Annotated in this window: 17 protein-coding genes and 3 pseudogenes; 15 read left to right on the forward strand and 5 right to left on the reverse strand. The window is 60.5% G+C overall.

Features of this window, described 5'->3' with window-relative positions; genetic code table 11:
* The coding region (locus RHIBUN_RS0131865; RefSeq protein ID WP_025662744.1) for a LysR substrate-binding domain-containing protein at nt 1-405 on the forward strand (405 nt) is incomplete at its 5' end.
* 61 nt (nt 406-466) lie between these two features.
* Nucleotides 467-772, forward strand: a pseudogene (locus tag RHIBUN_RS37820) (type II toxin-antitoxin system HipA family toxin); the annotation flags it as partial.
* 49 nt (nt 773-821) lie between these two features.
* Here RHIBUN_RS37820 and RHIBUN_RS0131875 read toward each other — a convergent pair.
* Nucleotides 822-1814: a LacI family DNA-binding transcriptional regulator gene (locus tag RHIBUN_RS0131875; RefSeq protein ID WP_025662745.1), complete on the reverse strand. Its 993-nt coding sequence runs from the start codon at nt 1812-1814 to the stop codon at nt 822-824.
* Between the two features lie 208 nt (nt 1815-2022).
* Here RHIBUN_RS0131875 and RHIBUN_RS0131880 point away from each other — a divergent pair, with 208 nt between their 5' ends.
* The 11 genes from RHIBUN_RS0131880 (at nt 2023) to RHIBUN_RS0131935 (ending at nt 14360) form a co-directional block, all read left to right on the forward strand.
* Nucleotides 2023-2811 carry a 6-phosphogluconolactonase gene (locus RHIBUN_RS0131880; protein ID WP_084659933.1) on the forward strand — a complete coding sequence of 263 codons (789 nt, stop codon included), beginning with the start codon at nt 2023-2025 and terminating at the stop codon, nt 2809-2811.
* Nucleotides 2804-3583: an SIS domain-containing protein gene (locus RHIBUN_RS0131885; protein WP_025662747.1), complete on the forward strand. Its 780-nt coding sequence runs from the start codon at nt 2804-2806 to the stop codon at nt 3581-3583. The genes RHIBUN_RS0131880 and RHIBUN_RS0131885 overlap by 8 nt, the downstream gene beginning before the upstream one ends.
* Nucleotides 3583-4725, forward strand: a complete 1143-nt coding sequence (locus RHIBUN_RS0131890; RefSeq protein ID WP_025662748.1) for an amidohydrolase family protein — start codon at nt 3583-3585, stop codon at nt 4723-4725. Before RHIBUN_RS0131885 ends, RHIBUN_RS0131890 begins: the two co-directional genes overlap by 1 nt.
* Nucleotides 4722-5972, forward strand: a complete 1251-nt coding sequence (locus RHIBUN_RS0131895) for a neutral/alkaline non-lysosomal ceramidase N-terminal domain-containing protein (RefSeq protein WP_025662749.1) — start codon at nt 4722-4724, stop codon at nt 5970-5972. Before RHIBUN_RS0131890 ends, RHIBUN_RS0131895 begins: the two co-directional genes overlap by 4 nt.
* 103 nt (nt 5973-6075) lie before the next feature.
* Complete coding sequence (locus tag RHIBUN_RS0131900; RefSeq protein WP_025662750.1) at nt 6076-7386, forward strand: extracellular solute-binding protein; 1311 nt, start codon at nt 6076-6078, stop codon at nt 7384-7386.
* Nucleotides 7387-7505: 119 nt separating this feature from the next.
* Nucleotides 7506-8393, forward strand: a complete 888-nt coding sequence (locus RHIBUN_RS0131905; protein ID WP_018859979.1) for a sugar ABC transporter permease — start codon at nt 7506-7508, stop codon at nt 8391-8393.
* On the forward strand, nt 8390-9286 hold the full coding sequence (locus RHIBUN_RS0131910; protein WP_025662751.1) for a carbohydrate ABC transporter permease: 897 nt from the start codon (nt 8390-8392) through the stop codon (nt 9284-9286). Before RHIBUN_RS0131905 ends, RHIBUN_RS0131910 begins: the two co-directional genes overlap by 4 nt.
* A 5-nt stretch (nt 9287-9291) precedes the next feature.
* Nucleotides 9292-10515, forward strand: coding sequence for an AGE family epimerase/isomerase (locus RHIBUN_RS0131915; protein WP_025662752.1), 1224 nt, complete (start codon nt 9292-9294; stop codon nt 10513-10515).
* Between the two features lie 4 nt (nt 10516-10519).
* On the forward strand, nt 10520-11584 hold the full coding sequence (ugpC, locus tag RHIBUN_RS0131920; protein ID WP_025662753.1) for a sn-glycerol-3-phosphate ABC transporter ATP-binding protein UgpC: 1065 nt from the start codon (nt 10520-10522) through the stop codon (nt 11582-11584).
* An 86-nt stretch (nt 11585-11670) separates the two neighbouring features.
* Entirely contained in the window at nt 11671-12705 is a 1035-nt protein-coding gene (locus RHIBUN_RS0131925; protein ID WP_025662754.1) for a Gfo/Idh/MocA family oxidoreductase, read from the forward strand.
* A gap of 818 nt (nt 12706-13523) precedes the next feature.
* Nucleotides 13524-14360 (forward strand): PHB depolymerase family esterase, encoded by an 837-nt coding sequence (locus RHIBUN_RS0131935; RefSeq protein WP_348626015.1) that lies wholly within the window; start codon nt 13524-13526, stop codon nt 14358-14360.
* A 308-nt stretch (nt 14361-14668) separates the two neighbouring features.
* On the opposite strand, the gene RHIBUN_RS34985 is transcribed toward RHIBUN_RS0131935, so the two are convergent.
* Nucleotides 14669-15469 carry a hypothetical protein gene (locus RHIBUN_RS34985; protein WP_156932795.1) on the reverse strand — a complete coding sequence of 267 codons (801 nt, stop codon included), beginning with the start codon at nt 15467-15469 and terminating at the stop codon, nt 14669-14671.
* A 16-nt stretch (nt 15470-15485) separates the two neighbouring features.
* Nucleotides 15486-15695, reverse strand: coding sequence for a hypothetical protein (locus RHIBUN_RS0131950; RefSeq protein WP_025662758.1), 210 nt, complete (start codon nt 15693-15695; stop codon nt 15486-15488).
* 274 nt (nt 15696-15969) lie between these two features.
* Here RHIBUN_RS0131950 and RHIBUN_RS0131955 point away from each other — a divergent pair.
* Nucleotides 15970-16398, forward strand: a pseudogene (locus RHIBUN_RS0131955) (HipA domain-containing protein); the annotation flags it as partial.
* A 164-nt stretch (nt 16399-16562) separates the two neighbouring features.
* On the opposite strand, the pseudogene RHIBUN_RS36650 reads toward RHIBUN_RS0131955, so the two are convergent.
* Nucleotides 16563-16738, reverse strand: a pseudogene (locus RHIBUN_RS36650) (LacI family DNA-binding transcriptional regulator); the annotation flags it as partial.
* Nucleotides 16739-16753: 15 nt separating this feature from the next.
* Between RHIBUN_RS36650 and RHIBUN_RS34545 the strand changes: the two are divergent.
* The gene (locus RHIBUN_RS34545; protein ID WP_245271786.1) at nt 16754-17263 is read left to right on the forward strand and encodes a hypothetical protein; all 510 of its coding nucleotides are present in this window, start codon (nt 16754-16756) and stop codon (nt 17261-17263) included.
* Between the two features lie 181 nt (nt 17264-17444).
* On the opposite strand, the gene RHIBUN_RS36140 is transcribed toward RHIBUN_RS34545, so the two are convergent.
* Nucleotides 17445-17710, reverse strand: a 266-nt coding sequence (locus tag RHIBUN_RS36140; protein ID WP_025662760.1) for a transposase, incomplete at its 5' end; no start/stop codon positions are given.

Below are 17710 nucleotides of genomic sequence, written 5' to 3' on the forward strand. Positions count from 1 at the left end.
CATGAGCGCTACTACCTGGCGGTTGGCCATGCCAATCCGCTGGTAGCCAAAGAGGAGATCAGCATCAATGATCTGCGCACTCAGAAGATCATCGCCTTCAACCGGCAGAACCTGTCGTTTTCGGAACGCTACTTCAATGAGAAGTTCGCCGAATACGAGCTCACCGCCAACATCGCCTTCAGCTGCGACGACACCTATGCGCTGGTGTCGCTGGTCTCTGCCGGGCTTGGCATCGGCTTTGCGCCGGAATGGACGCTTGATCTTCCCAATCGCGGCTTTGAGCTGAAGAAGGTAAGCGGGATCGACTTCCGGATCGGGCTTGGGATCGCCTGGAATAGAGAAGATCCGACCGCTGGCCGCGATGATATCGTCGACATCGCACGGTCGCTGGCACGGCGTGGGTGACAGCATAGTCTAGCCGGATGGCAACGACGCGCCGCTGTTTTAGCCGAGTCTCGTGATCCTGATAAGTCCTGTTCGGACGAGACCAGATAAGCTCTCGACCATTCCTTACATCCCGGCAGATCCCATGGCGTTATCGCTGGCTGGCGAGCGCTCCTTCAAGGCAGTGGGCGTGCAACGATGGATGGCCTTCGCTTATACTGCGCGCTTGCTGGAGGCTGCCGTTTTCAAGGCGGTGAGCGAAACCGTTGAGCGGGTGAACCAAACCTGGTGGATGCTGCCGGAGCGCGAGGTCGTTCCGATAAAGGTGCTCGAGCGGATCGACGCGCACGTCAAGATCATGACGCCAATACTTGCGACGCACGCGCACTCGCAAAATTCTGAGGCATCTGGGTCAAGGCCTCGTCTTGCGGCAGCGATCAGGCGAAAGCAGTGGTTGTACTGCGCAAGACGAGATGGGTCTCAAGAACGCAGCGCACGTCACGTATGGCATGGGACTGCAGCATGTCGAGAAGCAGCGAAACGGCGACGCGGCCCGCCTCGACGGACCGGTTCGAAACCGAGGTGAGTGCCGGAAAGGTGACGGCGCCAAGCACGTCATCGCAACCGATGAGGCTGAAATCGGCTGGCACGGAGACATGGTTTTCGGACAGTCCGGCCAGAACGCCCTGCGCCGTCACGTCGTCAAAGGCGACAGCGGCAGTCGCGCCAGTCGAAAGGATCGCCTGGACCACATTGCGCCCGGACTCGTAGCTTGGCAGGGCTGCCGCCACGATCTCGACCTCGATGCCGGCCGGTGTTGCCGCACTGCGGATTGCCGCGCGTCGCTGCTTGTTCGACCAGGAATTTGCCGGCCCGCTGACATAAGCGATCCTGCGATGGCCGAGCTTCGCCAGATGTTCGACAGCCTGGCGCACGCCTGAGCTGCTGTCGATGAGGACACGGGGAATGCCCGCGATATCGCGATTGATCAGCACGAGTGGCAACTTTTCGGCATGGGCGCGGATACGGTCTTCCGAAAGTCGAGAGGACGCCAGCACCAGACCCTCGACCTGGCCGGCGAAACGCCCGACGAGCTTGTCTTCCTGCTTCGGGCTTTCGCCGGTATTGCCGAGGAAAATGCAGAAATCGGAGCGGTCCGCTTCGAGCTGCGCTGCCTGAATGAGGGGCGGGAAGAAGGGATTGGCGATATCGGGGACGATGAGGCCGACATTTCCGTGCCGCCCCGTGCTGAGTGCGCGGGCCGTGTGATTGGGAACATAACCGAGTGCCTCGGCGGCCTTCATGATCCTTTCGACGGTTTCCGGCAGCAGCATCCCGGGTCTCGTGAAGGCGCGCGACACACTGGAACGCGCCACGCCGGCCGCATCCGCGACCTGACTGATGGTAACGCCCTTGGCACGCTTTATCATGGTGACCGGAAACCCTTGCCCTCAGGCTCCGCTTACCACGAAGTTCGGAGCCGCATCAATCAACAGGCCCACACTGCCACTCAATCGCTTGACATGCAACCGGTTGCATGGAATTCTGCCTCCAACGAGAACAAAGGGAACTTGACTGGACGCCTGCGTCATTGCGGCTGTGCGATGCCTGTTCCCATGTCCTGACGTGGAGACCAATTTGAACCCTGCCACCGCTCACCGTCCGTCGCCGCAAGCAAGCCGGGTCATCGACCGGCTGACGGTCGAAAGCTTCGCCACACGGGCCGAGATGGGGGCTGCCGCTGCCGCAGATATTGGCGGCGCACTCGTTGGATGTTTGTCACGGCAGTCGAGCGTGCGCATGGTGTTTGCGGCCGCCCCCAGCCAGGCCGACATGCTTTCGGCGCTCGTCACTCAGCCAGGCATCGACTGGCGGCGGGTGACGGCTTTTCATATGGACGAATATGTCGGCCTCGATCCGGCGGCGCCAGCGCGGTTTGCCAATTGGCTCGACGCCCATGTCTTCACGCGGCTGCCGTTTGCCGCGGTCCACCGTATCACGCCGGAGCCGGATGCCGAGGCGGAGATCGCGCGCTATTCCTCGCTGTTGAACGAAGCGCCGATCGACTTGATCTGCCTCGGCATCGGTGTGAACGGCCACATCGCCTTCAACGATCCGCCGGTTGCAGATTTCAACGATCCTCTGGACGTGAAGATCGTCGAGCTGGACGAGGTCTGCCGCCAGCAGCAGGTGGACGACGATTGCTTTCCCGACCTTGGATCGGTGCCGCACCGGGCCATCACGTTGACCGTGCCGCGCCTGCTGCGGGCAGGTCGTCTGTTCTGCGTCGTGCCGGGCGCGGTCAAGCGCGATGCGGTGTCGAAAACCCTCTATGGGCCACTCAGCACCAATTGCCCCGCCAGCATCCTGCGCAACCATGAGGCCTGCACCCTCTATATCGACAGGGACTCCGACCCCGATGCCTGAGACCGACGCCATTGATGCCGATGCGCTTTGCGCCGATTATTTTGCTGCAACGCAGGCGCTGATGCGCCGGGTGCTGGACGAGGAGAGGGCGCCGCTCGATCAGGCCGCGTCAAAGCTTGCCGATCAGATCGCCGTCGATCGTCTGATACACATTTACGGGCCGGGTGGTCACTCGAACCTGGCCTCGCAGGAAGTCTTCTTCCGTGCCGGCGGGCTGATGCACATCAGCGCCATCCTCGATGAAGGCACGCTGCTTTCGAACGGCGCGCTGCGCTCCATGGCGATCGAACGCACGCCAGGCTATGGCAAGGTGGTGATCACCAATCAGCGTCTCGGCGAAGGCGATCTGCTGATCCTGGTAAACGCTTACGGGATCAATGCCGCATTGATCGATGCGGCGCTGGAAGCGCGCCGGCGCGGCGTCTTCCTGATCGGCATCAGCTCTTTCCAGCATGCTGCCAACACCTCCCCCAATCATCCAGCCCGCCACCCGACAAAGCAGAATCTGCACGAAATCGTCGACATCGCGATCGACTGCAAGGTGCCGATCGGCGATGCCATTGTCCGCGTGCCGGGCATGGGCGAAAACATTGCGGCGGTCTCCACCTTCGCCAACGCCTTCACGCTGAACTGCCTCGTCATCCGCACGGTTGCGAGGCTCGCCGAGCGCGGCATCGAGCCGCCTGTCTGGCGCAGCGGCAATGCGCCGGGCGGCGACGAGGCAAACGCCCGCTTCATTGAAAATTTCCAGGGTCGGGTGAAGGCGCTCTGATGGTCACCGTCGACGGCATCGATCCTCGCAGCCAAAAGGGTATGAGCATCGATATCCTCGACGGGACGATAGCCGCGATCCGACCGGCAGAGAAAACCGACAAGAGCTATCTCTCCAGCGGCCTGATCGACCTGCAGGTCAACGGGTTTCGGGGCCTCGACCTCAATGCCGGCGTGGTGACGGAAAAGATCATGCTGTCGCTCTGCGAGGAACTGTTGAGCGTCGGCGTCACCACCTGGCTTCCAACACTCGTCACGGCCTCGGAATCGGCAATCCTCCAGGCGCTCGAGGTGATCGCCAAGAGCCGCGCCGGCCACCGGCTGATCGCCGAGATGGTGCCGGGAGTGCACGTCGAAGGCCCATCGATCTCAAGCATGGACGGTCCGCGCGGCGCGCATCCCTTGGCGCATGTCCGGCCACCCTCCATGGCCGAGTTTGAGCGCTGGCAGAAGGTGTCCGGCAGTCTCGTCACCATGGTGACACTGGCGCCGGAGCTGGAAGGCAGTATCGACTATATCAAGGCCCTGAGCGCAAAAGGCATTCTCGTCGCACTCGGCCATACGGCTGCGACGCCCGATGAAATCCATGCGGCGGCTGCCGCCGGCGCAAGCCTGTCCACGCATCTTGGCAATGGCGCGGCGGCCATCTTGCCACGCCATCCGAACGTCATCTGGGCGCAGCTTGCTGACGATCGCCTGACGGCCAGCTTCATCGCCGACGGCTGGCATCTGTCGGCCGATACGTTCAAAGCCATGCTGCGTGCCAAGGGCATGGAGCGGGCATTCCTCGTCTCCGACATGGTGGCGCTCGCCGGCATGCCGGCCGGACTTTACGAGCAATCGATCGGCGGCACTGTCGAGGTCTCGCCGGAAGGTCGGATCGGTGTCGCCGGCACTCCCTATCTTGCCGGCGCCAGCCTGCCGCTTTCGGCAAATGTCGCAATCGCTGCCGAAATGGCCAGCCTGCCTCTGGCAGACGCACTTTTGCTCGCCACCCGCAACCCCGGCCGGTTCGTCGGCGGGCGCGGGGGGCTGGAGTTTGGTGCGAGGGCCGATCTCATCCGCTTCGACTGGTCGCAGGGCGATCGCGCGCTCCAGGTCCGCGAGGTCTGGGTTCACGGCGAAAGGGCATTCTGCCGATGATCCGCGCCGGTGCTGCCATTGTCGATATCACTCCGACGCCAGGCTTGCCGATGTCCGGCTTTGCGGCCAGGACCCTGCCGGCCGAGGGCGTCCATGATGGTTTGACGGTCCGCGCCGTGGTGATTGGCGAAACGGCCATTGTCGTTGCCGACGTCATCGGTATCGATGCAGCGATGAGCGCACGGATCCGCAAGCGCTGTGCGCTCCCAGCCGAAAACATCGTGGTGGCGGCTCTTCACACGCACGGGGGCCCGGTTTCGATGGCGGGGAGGCTGAGCGTCGCCGCCGATCTGACCTATCTGGAGCGACTGGAAGATGCCTGCGTGGCAGTGATCGACAAGGCGGCCTCCCTGCGAAGGCCGGCGCGGATCACGGTCGGGCAGGGCAGCGACCCGGGGGTCGCCCGCAACAGGCGCCACCCCGGCGGGCCGGTGGACACATGCCTGCCGGTGCTGCGTATCTGCGGCGAGGACGGCGCGATGATCGCGGTTGTTACCGCCTATGCCTGCCATCCGGTCGTGCTCGGCGCCGACAATCGCCATTGGACTGCCGACTATCCGCATTTCGTCCGTAGGGCCCTTGAAGAAGCATATCCGGGGGGCGTCGCACTGTTCATGACCGGCTGCGTCGGTGACGCCAATACTGGTCACTCTGCCCATGCCTCGATCACGCTCTCGGCCAGTCAGGACCGCACGTTCGATACGGCCGGTCAGGTCGGCCGCAGGATCGCCGAAGCTGCGCTTCATGCCGAAGAACAGCCGGTGTCCGATCGGGCGAGCGCGCGCAACGGCACTGTCGCGCTTGGTTTTGAGCGGCGCGAAACGGAAACAGCCGCTGCCCTTGAACAACGCTGGCGGACTGAGGCTCTGACCGCTGAACCAGCCCAAAGAGCGCTGCTCGGCTATTGGGCCGACTGGGCCAAAACCATTGCGCCAGTGGTGCCCGAACCCATTGCCGCGCGCGTTACGGTTCTCGACTGGGGCGGTGTGCCTGTTGTCGCCTTGCCAGGAGAAATCTTTGCCGAGACGGCACTGTCCATCCGTGCTGCGCTCGGACGCGACAGGCCTGCCTTCGTCATCGGTTTTGCAGATGACAATCCGGGCTACATCCCGCCGGCGAGCGAGTTTCGGTTCGGTGGCTACGAGGTCGATGAGGCGCACCGCTATTACGGGCTACCGATGAGCTTTGCCCCGGGCTCCGCAGAAGCGCTTGCCGGATGCGCGATCGGACTTGCGATCGACAATTGAGGAGGATGCATGGGGGGTTCAGGTAAACGTCAAAGACCACGCAAGCTTGACACGCAACCGGTTGCATGAGAGCTTTTTGTCAATAACAACAAGGGAACAGAATATGAAAAACGCATCAGTCACGACCAGGATTTCCACCCGGGTATTGCTCCTGAGCGCAGCCCTTGCCGGCACGTTGACTGCCGGCATGACGGCGGCTTCTGCCGAAACGCTGACGGTCTGGAGCGGCTATCCGGAAATGGCGCCCTTCTACCAGCACGTCGCCGATGGGATGAAGGCCAGTCATCCGGACCTCGACGTGAAGGTGGAGGCGATTGCCCTGCGTGAGCACGAGAAACGGGTGGCGCTCGGCCTGACCGGCGGTGGCCAGGAAGGCGCCACCGTCATCGAACTCTCGGGCTCAACCGCCACCCGCTACCTTGAAAACGACATCCTGCCGGAGGCGCCGGAAGACATTTCCACCTTCGTCAAGGATCCCAAGAATTTCGATAGGTTCTTCACCGATATCGCCAGCTATGACGGCAAGGTCTACGGCGTTCCACTCTTTCGCGGGCAGGGCTCGCTTTTCTACAATACCGACATGTTCAAGACCGCCGGCCTGACCACGCCGCCGAAGACCATGGAAGAATACACCGAATATGCCAGGAAGCTGACCCAGCGCGATGGATCGGGCAAGCCGACCGTTTCCGGCTGGAGCTTGCGTCTGTCGGGGGGCGGCCAGGGCATTGCCGAGAAATTCTGGACCAACATGCATCAGTACGGCGGCGCAATTCTTGTTCCTGCCGGCGAGGGCAAGTGGAAGACGGATTTCGCCAATGAGGCGGGCCGCAAGGCGCTCAAGCAATATCTGGACCTTGTCTTCACCGACAAATCGGTAACGCCGGAAATGCCGGCCGATGCCGATGCCTTCGAGCGCGGGCAGACCGCGATGTTCATTCGCGAATCCTGGGTCATCGGCGACATTGCCCAAAAGGCGCCCGACCTGAAATATGCGACGGCGCCGCTTCCGACGGGATCGATCGCGCTGCCGACCAACCTCTATGTCGTCGGCGACGAAGACGCGGCCAAGCTCGGCTGGGAATTCGCCATGGCTGCGAACTCGCCGGAAAACCTCGTCTGGCTGCTGCAGAATGTCGGCTGGCTGCCGAACCGTTCGGGCGTCGATTATGCGTCGGTCACCTCCAAGCAGCCGGCCTTTGCGGCCTTCGTCGACTATCGCGAAGGCTACAAGTTCTTCACGCTGCCATCGATCGGCCCGATCGAGGAAATCCTCACCCGGGTCGCCGCCCAGCTCGTCGTCGCCTTCGCCGATCCGTCGCTCGCAACCGACGATGCCAAGATCGATGCTTTCCTGAAGAAGACGAGCGACGAAGTGGACACCATCCTCGACCGCGAAGGCCTGCTTGCGAAATAGTCGCGGGCAGTTTTCGTCAACATCGCCCGCCCGGGACAACATGGCATTGTTCCGGGCGCTTCAAAGGGTCGGGGTTTGCGCCCCCGTGTGCGAAGCCGCTCGTCTACGAGGTCACCTGAATGCTGAAGCGCAAACGATTCCTCTTTGCGATCCTCGCGATCCTGCCGACATTGGCGATCTTTGCCTATGTGCGGCTTTATCCGATCGCCGACACGTTGAGGCTCAGCCTTTTCCAGTGGAACATCCTGTCGAAGAACAAGCCCTTTATCGGGCTTGCCAATTTTCGCGAGTTGACTGGCGATCACCTGTTTCTGGATGCGTTGGTCAACACCACGATCATTGCCTTCGGTGTGCTGATCCTGACCATCCCGATGGCGCTGATCATTGCCGCGCTGATCTTCCACCGCACGCGCTCGCGCATGGCCGGGTTTTACGAAACCGCCGTGTTTATTCCCCATGTCGTGTCGCTGGTCCCGGCCGCAATGGCCTGGAAGTGGATCTTCGATGCCCGCCTCGGGCCGCTCAATGCAATGCTGACCTTCTTCGGCATCCCGGCGCAGAACTGGCTGTTTGATCCGGTCCTCTCCGTCATCTGCATCATCGTGCTGTGCTCCTGGCAAGCACTCGGCTATGCGGTGCTGATCTATCTGGTCGGCTTCAAGAGCTTGCCGGTTTCGCTTTACGAGGCCGCCAAACTCGATGGCGCCTCGGGACCGCAGAGCTTCTGGTACCTGTCGATCCCGATGCTGAAGCCAATCACCCTTTACGTTTCGGTCGTGACGCTGGTCTCGGGATTCAACGTTTATGCCCAGGCCTTCGTGCTTGCTTCCGATGCGCAAGGGGCGCCCGGGCGCCAGGTGCGGGTGCTCGTGCTCGACATGCTGGAAAACAGTTTCCGCAATTATCGCGTCGGCTATGCCGCTTCCGAGGCCGTCGTGCTGCTCGTTATCGTCCTGGTGTTGACGCTGATCCAGTTCTCCATGCTGAGAGAAAGGGGCAGGGCATGACTGTCGAACTTGCCATGCTCCATGTCGAACCGACTGCCGACGAGTTGGCAGAGGGACGGCGCCTGCGCCGAAAGAAAAAGCTGACCAACCTTGCGATCGACATGTTCCTGTTGATCGTCTCGGTTCTGATGTTGCTGCCGCTCGTCTTCCTGGTTGCAAATGCCTTCAAGACGCCTGCGGAAATGCTGGCCTGGCCACCGACCGTCATACCGCACGACCCGACGACCGCCAATTTCAAGACGGTTCTTGCTGACACGCCGCTTATCCACTGGATCGGCAACAGCATCGCATTCGCGGTGATGTCGACAATTGCGATCGTCGCGACCTCGGCGATTGCCGGCTACGTTTTTGGCAAGTTCCGTTTCCGGACGATGAACATCCTCTTCGCGCTGTTCCTCGCAACCGCGATCGTGCCGTTCGAAGTCTACATGATCCCGCTCTATTTCGAGGCCAAGAGCCTCGGTATCCTCAACTCCGTCTGGGGCCTGCTGCTCGGTTACCTGGTGATGAGCTTCGGCATCTTTCTCATCCGCCAGAATGTCATCCATTCGATCCCGGACGAGCTTCTGGAGGCCGCGCGCATCGATGGCGCCGGTGAGTTCTGGATCTTCTTCCGCATTGTGCTGCCGCTGCTTCGCGGCGCGCTCGGGGCTCTTGCGGTGCTCGCCTTCTTCCAGGCCTGGACCGCCTTCGCCTGGCCGATCATTGTGGCGACGACGAGGTCGAGCTATACGATCGAAGTGGGCCTTGCGCTCTTCCAGACCGGCTTTACCGTCGATCTTGGGCGCCTCAGCGCCGCTTCCGCCATCGTCCTCATCCCATCCATCCTGCTGTTTGTCATCCTGCGAAGGAACTTTGTTCAGGGCGTCGCCAGCACCGGTCTCAAGGAGTAACGGCAATGGCCTTCTTCGACGAGGCACGCAAGACCTATGTCGCGGCCAATGCCGGCACGCTTTATTGGGTGCTGCAGCGACCCGTGCTGGGCGGCGGGTTCTTGAATACAAAGCAAAACAGTCTGACGCTGAAAGACTATAGCGGGCAAGACGGCATGCGCGGTCCGGATTACACCTATGGCTGGATCCAGGGACGTGGGTTGGAAGCACTGGTCGGCCACGCCGGGTTCTTCGAGCGGGAACTGCCGCCACTGGCGGAAAAGCTCGATGCTGCCGGTCGGCGTCTTTACGATGTTCTGGCGGCTTTGCAGATGTCGGACGGCCATGCCTACTTCTGCTACGACCGCGCGATGGACGCGATTTATGCGGATGGCACCAACCGCATCCTTGCGCAAGAGAAGCCGGCTCTGATCTATTCCTATTCAGACGCCTTCGTCGCCAAGGGGCTGGTCGCGGCCGCAAGCCGCTACAGTTTGCCTGCCCTTGCCGATCATCTCGCCTATTTCGACAGGGTCATCGCTGCAATTGAGAGCGGACATTTCCAGATCGACGAGCGTCGTCCACTGTCACTCGACAGTCTCGCCGACCAGGCCGATGATTTCGGCCCGCGCATGATCCTGCTTGGCGCTGCAGGCATGCTGAAGCGCTTCGGCCATACGGCTCATCTGGCATTTGCCGATCGTTTCATCGCCCATGTCATCGACCGGCACTTCGACCCCGCGACGGGCCTGCTGCGCAATGTGCCAGGGGAAGATCTCTGCAATGTCGGCCACGGCATCGAGTTCGCCGGCTTCGCGTTTGACTATCTCGATGACAATGCCGATCCGGCGCTGATCGAGATATTGGAGCGCATCGTTATCTCGTCTTTCGACAAGGGTTTTGTCGAGCCTGGTATCGCATTGACCGTCTCGATTGCGAACGGTCAGGCACAGAGCCCCTATTGTCCCTGGTGGTCGCTCCCGGAAACGATCCGGGCGGCTGCGCTGGCTCATGCGCGCACCGGCAGCGCGGGCAGCCTGCGGGTTTGGAATGCAGCCCATGCCGCTTTTTTCGAGCATTACTGGCGCGGTACGCCGCCGATCGCCTACCAGACCATGACCAGGGACGGGCCGGTGGACTTCGTGCCCGCCACACCTGACCTCGACCCCTGTTATCATACCGGTCTTAGCCTGCTTGCGGCCATCCACGCTGCCGATTGCCTGCAACCGTCAACTCGAAATTCAGGATAAACCCATGGCTTCCGTTGAAATCCAGAATGTCCGCAAGAGCTATGGCGACTTCGAAACCATCAAGGGTGTCTCCGTCGAAGTGCCCGACGGCGCCTTCGTCGTGCTGGTCGGGCCTTCAGGCTGCGGCAAGTCCACCTTGCTGCGGATGATTGCGGGGCTCGAAGAGATTACCGGTGGCACGATCCGTATCGATGGCCGCGTCATCAACGATGTCGAGCCGAAGAACCGTGACATTGCCATGGTCTTCCAGAATTATGCGCTCTACCCGCACATGACGATTGCCGAGAACATGGGCTTTTCGCTGCGGCTCGCCAGGACCTCGAAGGAGGAGATCGCCAGGCGGGTGGCCGATGCCGCGCGCATCCTCGGTCTTGCCGACTATCTCCAGCGTTACCCCAAGCAGCTTTCCGGCGGCCAGCGCCAGCGTGTCGCCATGGGACGTGCGATCGTGCGCAATCCCAAGGTCTTCCTGTTTGACGAGCCGCTTTCCAATCTCGATGCCAAACTGCGCGTCCAGATGCGTGCCGAATTGAAGGATATTCACGCCCGCTTCAAGACCACGACTGTTTACGTCACACATGATCAGATCGAGGCTATGACCATGGCCGACCGCATCGTCGTCATGCGCGACGGTATCGTCGAGCAGGTCGGTTCACCCCTCGACCTTTATGACAGGCCGGTCAATACGTTCGTTGCGAGCTTCATCGGGTCGCCGTCGATGAATTTCTTGTCGGCAAGGATCGGTGAGGACCGTCAATCGGTCGTGACGGAAAACGGCATCCATCTGCCTGTCGGGTATGAGGCTTCGGTCGCATGCGGCGGCGCCGTCAGTTACGGCATCCGTCCCGAACACCTCACGATCGCGCCGGGCGGGCAAGGCATTCCGATCGTGGTCACCAATATCGAGCCCACCGGCTCGGAGACGTTCGTCCAAGGCACCGTCGATGGTCAGAAGATCTCCGCGCAGCTGCGCGAGCGTCTCTCTATCAAGACCGGTGAGGTACTCAATCTGACGCTTGCGCCGGCAAACAGTCATCTTTTCGACGCAGCGTCAGGCATGCGGCTATAGGAGATCGAGATGTCCATGCCGCCTATGTCTCTTCGGGCATGACAGAAGACCTCGGCTGGGAACGAAGGCGAAGGAGGAGCGAGGCAATGGCGAAGACTAGGGTCGCGATGGTCGGGCTTGGTATGGCGGCGGGTCATCATGCCCGCTCCCTGCTGGATCTCTCCGAGCGTATCGAATGCGTGGCTGCCTACAGCCGGACGTCCGGCCGGCGAAAGGCCTTTGCCGAGCAATTTCCGACCATCCCGACGAGCGATAGCCTCGATGCGATCTTCGCGGATCCGTCCATTAAGGCGATCCTGATCCTGACGCCCCCGAGCAGTCACCTGGAACTCGTCCGTCGCGCTGCAGCGGCCGGAAAACATGTTCTGCTCGAAAAACCTTTGGACATTTCCCTCGAACGCTCCGAAGCGACCGTAAGGGCGGCAAGAGACGCCGGCGTACTCCTCGGGGTGGTACTGCAAAACCGCTTTCTCGAAGCGGCGCTCAAACTCGATGAAATCGTTAAGTCCGGGCGCCTGGGCGATCTTGTGGAGGCATCGGCTGCAATCCGCAACTGGCGACCGCAAAGCTATTACGACGCCGAAGGCCGCGGAACGATGTCACGCGATGGCGGTGGTGTGTTGCTCACCCAAGGTATTCACACGATCGACCTGCTCCTGAACTATGCGGGCACGCCTGCAGCAATTTCCGCATTCGTCCGCACAACCCCTATTCACAGGATGGAAACGGAGGACCTCGTGACGGCGGCCTTCTCTTTTGAAGGCGGCGCGATCGGATCGCTCAATGCCACAACTTGCGCCTATCCCGGACTGCCGGAGCGCGTCGAATTGATCGGTACGAAAGGTACGGCAGTCCTGACGGGTAACAGATTGGATGCAGCCTTTGTTGATGGCACCAGGGAAATGGCGGGTGGCGAAACGATCGGAAGCGGAGCGGGGGCAAATCCGATGGCGTTCGGCCATGAGATGCACCGCGCACTGATCGGAAATTTCATCGATGCGATCGAAATCGGCGGCCAGCTTCGTGTCAACGGCGATGATGCGTTGAACGCTCACCGGTTCATAGACGCGGTCCTGGTGGCTGGCACTCGACGTCTTCCTGACGCGCGTCTTGATCGCTGATGGTGGCGCGGCAGAATGGTCGCTGCCGGCGGCGCCGGCTACCGCAGGGGTTACGCCATCCAGTTTTGCGCTCACAACAGCGCCTTACGCGCTGTGGTTCTCCGACAGGCCGTGAGCGACCTTCAATGGGACGGAGGTCCACCTATTGGATCAGGTGACCTATACGCATTCACTGTCGACGGCCACGGGCCAACGTAGGTCTCGATCAACACAGAGGCGATGCCTTCGACCGACCGATGGCCCTGGTCGAAAAGCTTCACTGCTGCGTGGTTAAGAAGCCTGGATGCCTCTTTGTCCGGATCTACGTCGTAGTACCGATACCACTGCCTCACGGCTCTCGAGAGAATTAGAAAATCGGTGTCCTGCATTGCCGCCTCCTTCGAACAGGGAACAAGTAGTGCCACGTTCTAGATCTTCAATCCCGAGACTCGATCACGAAATGGACGCAAACATCGGCCTCGACATTGCAGACGGTCGAAAGCCACGACCGGATCGAACGCATAGGTGAGTTGTCCGTTACGGTCTTCTGAAAGAGCTTTTGATCCAATAGGCTGGCTTCACTTGTCTGTCGGCGGTGGTGCCAATTCACGCCGCGGAGGAGCGCCGATGACGCCGACGGAGGGCGTTTTCAGATGACATTCAAACTGCCGAGGTCATTCTCCAGGCTGCTTAAATCGCAGAAAATGTATCGAAAACTGCTTGCAAAGGCGCTTCGCACACCGACCCGAACCGTATCCAGAAAATCGCGCAGGCCGGTCGCAGCGAAGCCGAAACTCAGCGAAGTGACCGGGTTCGGTAGCAATCCAGGACGGTTGACGATGAAGCTCTTCGTACCCGGCAAATTGCCGGCAAAGCCGCCATTGGTCGTGGTCCTGCATGGCTGCAGGCAGACGCCCGAAAGCCTGGATACGGGAGCCGGATTCTCCAAATTCGCTGCACTGCGGGGTTTTGTTCTCCTTTATCCTCAGCAGAACGAGACGAACAATCCCCAGCGATGCTTTAATTGGTTTCGGCCGAGCGCGGTGGCTCGGGACCGCGGCGAGCTGATGTCGGTTCGCCAGATGATCGAATACACATGCCGCCACCATCGAGTAGATCGGTCCAGGGTCTACGTTACGGGCCTATCTGCTGGCGGAGCCATGACTTCGGCGCTCGTCGCCACGTATCCGGATCTTTTCGCTGGTGCTGCCATTTTCGCCGGGATGCCGTTCGGCGCGGCAAGGGATGCAATATCGGCTATGCGCGGCATGAGGTCCGGTATCAAGCGAGAGCCTCAGCAGTGGGGCGACCTGGTGCGCAGGGTTTCGCCAAACACGAAAGAATGGCCACCGATCTCGGTATGGCATGGAACGGCTGATAGTGTCGTGAATCCGCTCAATGGACGCGCCTTGGTCTCGCAGTGGCTCGAAGCGGTGGACATGGATAAAGCGGTCGGGCGAACGAAACAGATGCCATGGGGCACTCTCGAGGAATGGAAACGGGGAGACCGTCTGCAGCTGTCATTCTATTCCGTTCAGGGGCTGGGGCATGGGTTGCCGCGAAGGTTCTCAAATCAGAAGGAGAGAGTAGCTGATGCGTACGTCCTGCCGTCGGAACTGTCTGCGCCCTTGGAACTCATGCGAGCATGGGGATTACGATCCTGGCGTGCCGATTGATCCGACGCGTTGTTTCGACGCGTGTCCGGTCGCGTAGGGAAGAAATGGCGGACTGTCGCAGCCTCCCTGACGCTCCCTCGTTTCCACCGGCGGCGAGAGCGTATCCGATTGATCTCTCCCGAGGCGACTGCGCCAGTTGTTTTCGATAACGCCACTGGAAAGATTGCCGTTCTTCTCCGCGAGAAGAACCCGAAGTCCAAGAAGATTGTGAACGTGATTTGTCTGTATGACAAGAAGTCCGGAAAGGCTTCGATCGCCGAGTACCAATGGCTGGGGCAGTGACACTGATCTCGTGATCCGTATAGACCCTAGCGCTTCAAATCGGCGGCGATCATCTCACTACCGATTTCGGGAGAAGATGGCCAGTGAGCCTGTCGGCGTGCCTGGAGGGATTCATACTCACTCAGCCTCGCGGGGTCGGGCTGTGTGATTTGACCGTCCTTAAGGAAGGCGAGTTCGTCGTAGCCAGCAGGCATCGACCCGACGAACTCCGCCGCCTGAGCTAGGATCATCCTGAATGCGATGGCAACCTCGCGGGCATCAATCGTCGCGTCACTCATGACCCGATCAAAGTCGTCTTGTCGGTAGACCGCATTCCGGCCCAGTTGCTCGATGAGGCTTTCCGGAGTGTAGCCCGGATCCTTGGCCGGAGCTGCCCAGATGGCGGCGCCCAGTGGGAAGTGGTTTTTGTGGAGGTGAAGTAGATCGAGGACGTCTCTCGGCTCCTTGCGGGAGGCGGCCGCAAGAAGCTTGTTTGTCGCCAAGTCGAACATGTGCAGCTTGAAGCCGAATAAGTCGTCCGGGATGGACTCGAAAAATCGGTAGTCGCTGTCGATTACCCAGTCGAGCAAAGTGCTTTCGCCATCCTTCGTTACGATGGCCTGATATTTCTCGGGGTGCCGGGTCGCCCATCTGATCTCGAACCCGGCGGCTATCAACGACTTTGCATCGATCTCGACTGTGTTTCTCAGCATGTTGACACGGTCGTCTTCGCTGAAGAGGTCGTGGAAAATGTCGATATCGTCGGAATACCGGGCACTATCCCTGTTGATGACAGTGCCGCCAGCAATATGACTGCCGGGGTGCCTGTTAGCGGCGATAGTCGCCATCGCTTCTTGCTGAATTCTACGAAGCGGCACGGCAGGCCTCTTCGAGGCGGACAGCGAACTGTCGCGTCGTCATATTGCCGTTGCGCTTGAGACGGGCGACGGCGTCGAGCACGTCGGCGACGGTCGGATCCTGCATTTCTCTCGTTGACCAAAAACACAGTGGGCCATACAGGGCGAATGCTTCGTGGTAGAGGGCGCGCGCGTCCGCCGATACGGCTTGCCGCATGGCGCTCTCCGTTCGTTCTCGTGCTAAAGCCCTCATTTCCATCAGCATCCGTGTCATTTTCTCTTTCAAGAAAATAGGATACGGCCGAGCGCTTCGCAAGCGGCCATACGCTGCTGGGACAGCGGCTCAGGCCGTCAGCTTCATGGCAGGTTGGTCTGTTTATCAGTCGTGATGTCGCTCCAATGCATCCCCGCTGTAATAGAAAGCTTGCCTGCCCAGGTTCACCTTCCTTCGAGATGATGCTGGATCCGTAAGGTTTCGCGAAGTGATCATGATCGCGTCAGCCTCCGCAGCAGCGCTCGAATTCGTCCGCCGGCTGGCTTTGGCTGCCGTCACCGGCAATGGCGACATGCATCTGAAGAACTGGTCACTGATCTATCGCGGGGCGGGCGACAAGCCGGAGCTTGCGCCGGTCTATGATGTACTCTCGACCATTCCTTACATCCCGGCAGACGCCATGGCGCTGTCGCTGGCTGGCGAGCGCTCCTTCGAGGTTATGAGCGTGCAACGATGGATGGCCTTCGCTAACCGTGCGCGCTTGCCGGAGGCTGCCGTTTTCAAGGCGGTGACCGAAACCGTTGAGCGGGTGAACCAAACCTGGTGGTCGCTGCCGGAGCGCGAGGTCGTTCCGATAAAGGTGCTCGAGCGGATCGACGCGCACGTCAAGATGATGACGCCGATACTTGGGACGCACGCGCACTAGCAAATTCTGAGGCATCTGGGTCAAGGCCTGGTCTTGCGGCACGGATCAGGCGACAGCAATGGTTGTACTGCTCAAGACGAGATGGGTCTCAAGAACGCCGCGCACGTCACGTATGGCATGGGCTCCAGCATGTCGAGAAGCAGCGAACGGCGACGCGTTCCCCCTGCCCGGGCCGTGTGATTGGGAACATAACCGAGCGCCTCGGCGGCCTTCATGATCGTTCGACGGTTTCCGGCAGCAGCATACCGGGTCTCGTAAAGGCGCGCGATACGCTGGAACGCGCCACGCCGGCCGCATCCGCGACCTGACTGATGGTAACGCCCTTGGCACGCTTTATCATGGTGACCGGAAACCCTTGCCCTCAGGCTCCGCTTACCACGAAGCTTGGAGCCGCATCGGGCGCCTGGGCGATCTGCTGGAGGCATCGGCTGCAATCCGCAACTGGCGACCGCAAAGCTATTACGACGCCGAAGGCCGCGGAACGATGTCGCGCGATGGTGGTGGGGTACTGCTCACCCAAGGTACGATCGACCTGCTTTTGCACTATGCCGGCACGCCGTCAGCAATTTCCGCATTCGTCCGCACAACCGCTATTTGCAGGATGGAGACGGAGAACCTCGTCACGGCCGCCTTCTCTTTTCAAGGTGGTGCGATCGGATCGCTCAATGCGACAACTTGCGCCTATCCGGGACTGCCGGAGCGCATCGAATTGATCGGTACGAAAGGTACAGCAGTCCTGACGGACAACAGATTGGATACCGCCTTTATTGATGGCAGCAGGGAAATGGTGGGTGGCGAAACGATCGGAAGCAGGGCAGGGGTGCAAATCCAATGGCATTCGGCCATGAGATGCACCGCGCACTGATCGGAAATTTCATCGATGCGATCGAAAATGGCGGCCAGCTTCGCGTCAAGGGCGATGATGCGTTGAACGCTCACCGGTTCATAGACGCGGTCCTGTTGGCTGGCACTGTAGTGAAGCAAGGGCCCGACCTTCACAGGTGGCCGGACCCTCCTAGTAGCGCGTTTTCGTGGTTCGAATCATATCAAGCAGCCTCGGCGAGCTTGTATGACCAAGTGTGGATGACGGGATGACGATTGATGTCGTCGATACCGGCCATAATGCGTTCCTTGAGCTCGTGTTTTGAGGTCACCCGGATGTGGCGCAGGACGGAGCGGGCGAACTTGGAGAAGAAGCCCTCGATCAGGTTGAGCCAGGAGCCGTGTTTGGGCGTGAAGGTAAATTCGAAGCGGCCTGCCGGTCGTTTATCGAGCCAGGCTCTGGTTTCTTTCGAGATGTGTGCGGAATGAT

The organism is Rhizobium sp. IBUN (assembly GCF_000510625.1).
GTDB lineage: Bacteria > Pseudomonadota > Alphaproteobacteria > Rhizobiales > Rhizobiaceae > Rhizobium > Rhizobium altiplani.

Coding starts and splice junctions, on each gene's coding strand:
- RHIBUN_RS0131950 (WP_025662758.1), bottom strand. CDS start 15,695: ATGCGGCAAGCCGTATCGGCGGACGCGCGCGCCCTCTACCACGAAGCA.
- RHIBUN_RS0131935 (WP_348626015.1), top strand. CDS start 13,524: ATGAAGCTCTTCGTACCCGGCAAATTGCCGGCAAAGCCGCCATTGGTC.
- RHIBUN_RS0131925 (WP_025662754.1), top strand. CDS start 11,671: ATGGCGAAGACTAGGGTCGCGATGGTCGGGCTTGGTATGGCGGCGGGT.
- RHIBUN_RS0131890 (WP_025662748.1), top strand. CDS start 3,583: ATGGTCACCGTCGACGGCATCGATCCTCGCAGCCAAAAGGGTATGAGC.
- RHIBUN_RS0131875 (WP_025662745.1), bottom strand. CDS start 1,814: ATGATAAAGCGTGCCAAGGGCGTTACCATCAGTCAGGTCGCGGATGCG.
- RHIBUN_RS0131910 (WP_025662751.1), top strand. CDS start 8,390: ATGACTGTCGAACTTGCCATGCTCCATGTCGAACCGACTGCCGACGAG.
- RHIBUN_RS34985 (WP_156932795.1), bottom strand. CDS start 15,469: ATGGCGACTATCGCCGCTAACAGGCACCCCGGCAGTCATATTGCTGGC.
- RHIBUN_RS0131900 (WP_025662750.1), top strand. CDS start 6,076: ATGAAAAACGCATCAGTCACGACCAGGATTTCCACCCGGGTATTGCTC.
- RHIBUN_RS0131915 (WP_025662752.1), top strand. CDS start 9,292: ATGGCCTTCTTCGACGAGGCACGCAAGACCTATGTCGCGGCCAATGCC.
- RHIBUN_RS0131895 (WP_025662749.1), top strand. CDS start 4,722: ATGATCCGCGCCGGTGCTGCCATTGTCGATATCACTCCGACGCCAGGC.
- RHIBUN_RS0131905 (WP_018859979.1), top strand. CDS start 7,506: ATGCTGAAGCGCAAACGATTCCTCTTTGCGATCCTCGCGATCCTGCCG.
- ugpC (WP_025662753.1), top strand. CDS start 10,520: ATGGCTTCCGTTGAAATCCAGAATGTCCGCAAGAGCTATGGCGACTTC.
- RHIBUN_RS0131885 (WP_025662747.1), top strand. CDS start 2,804: ATGCCTGAGACCGACGCCATTGATGCCGATGCGCTTTGCGCCGATTAT.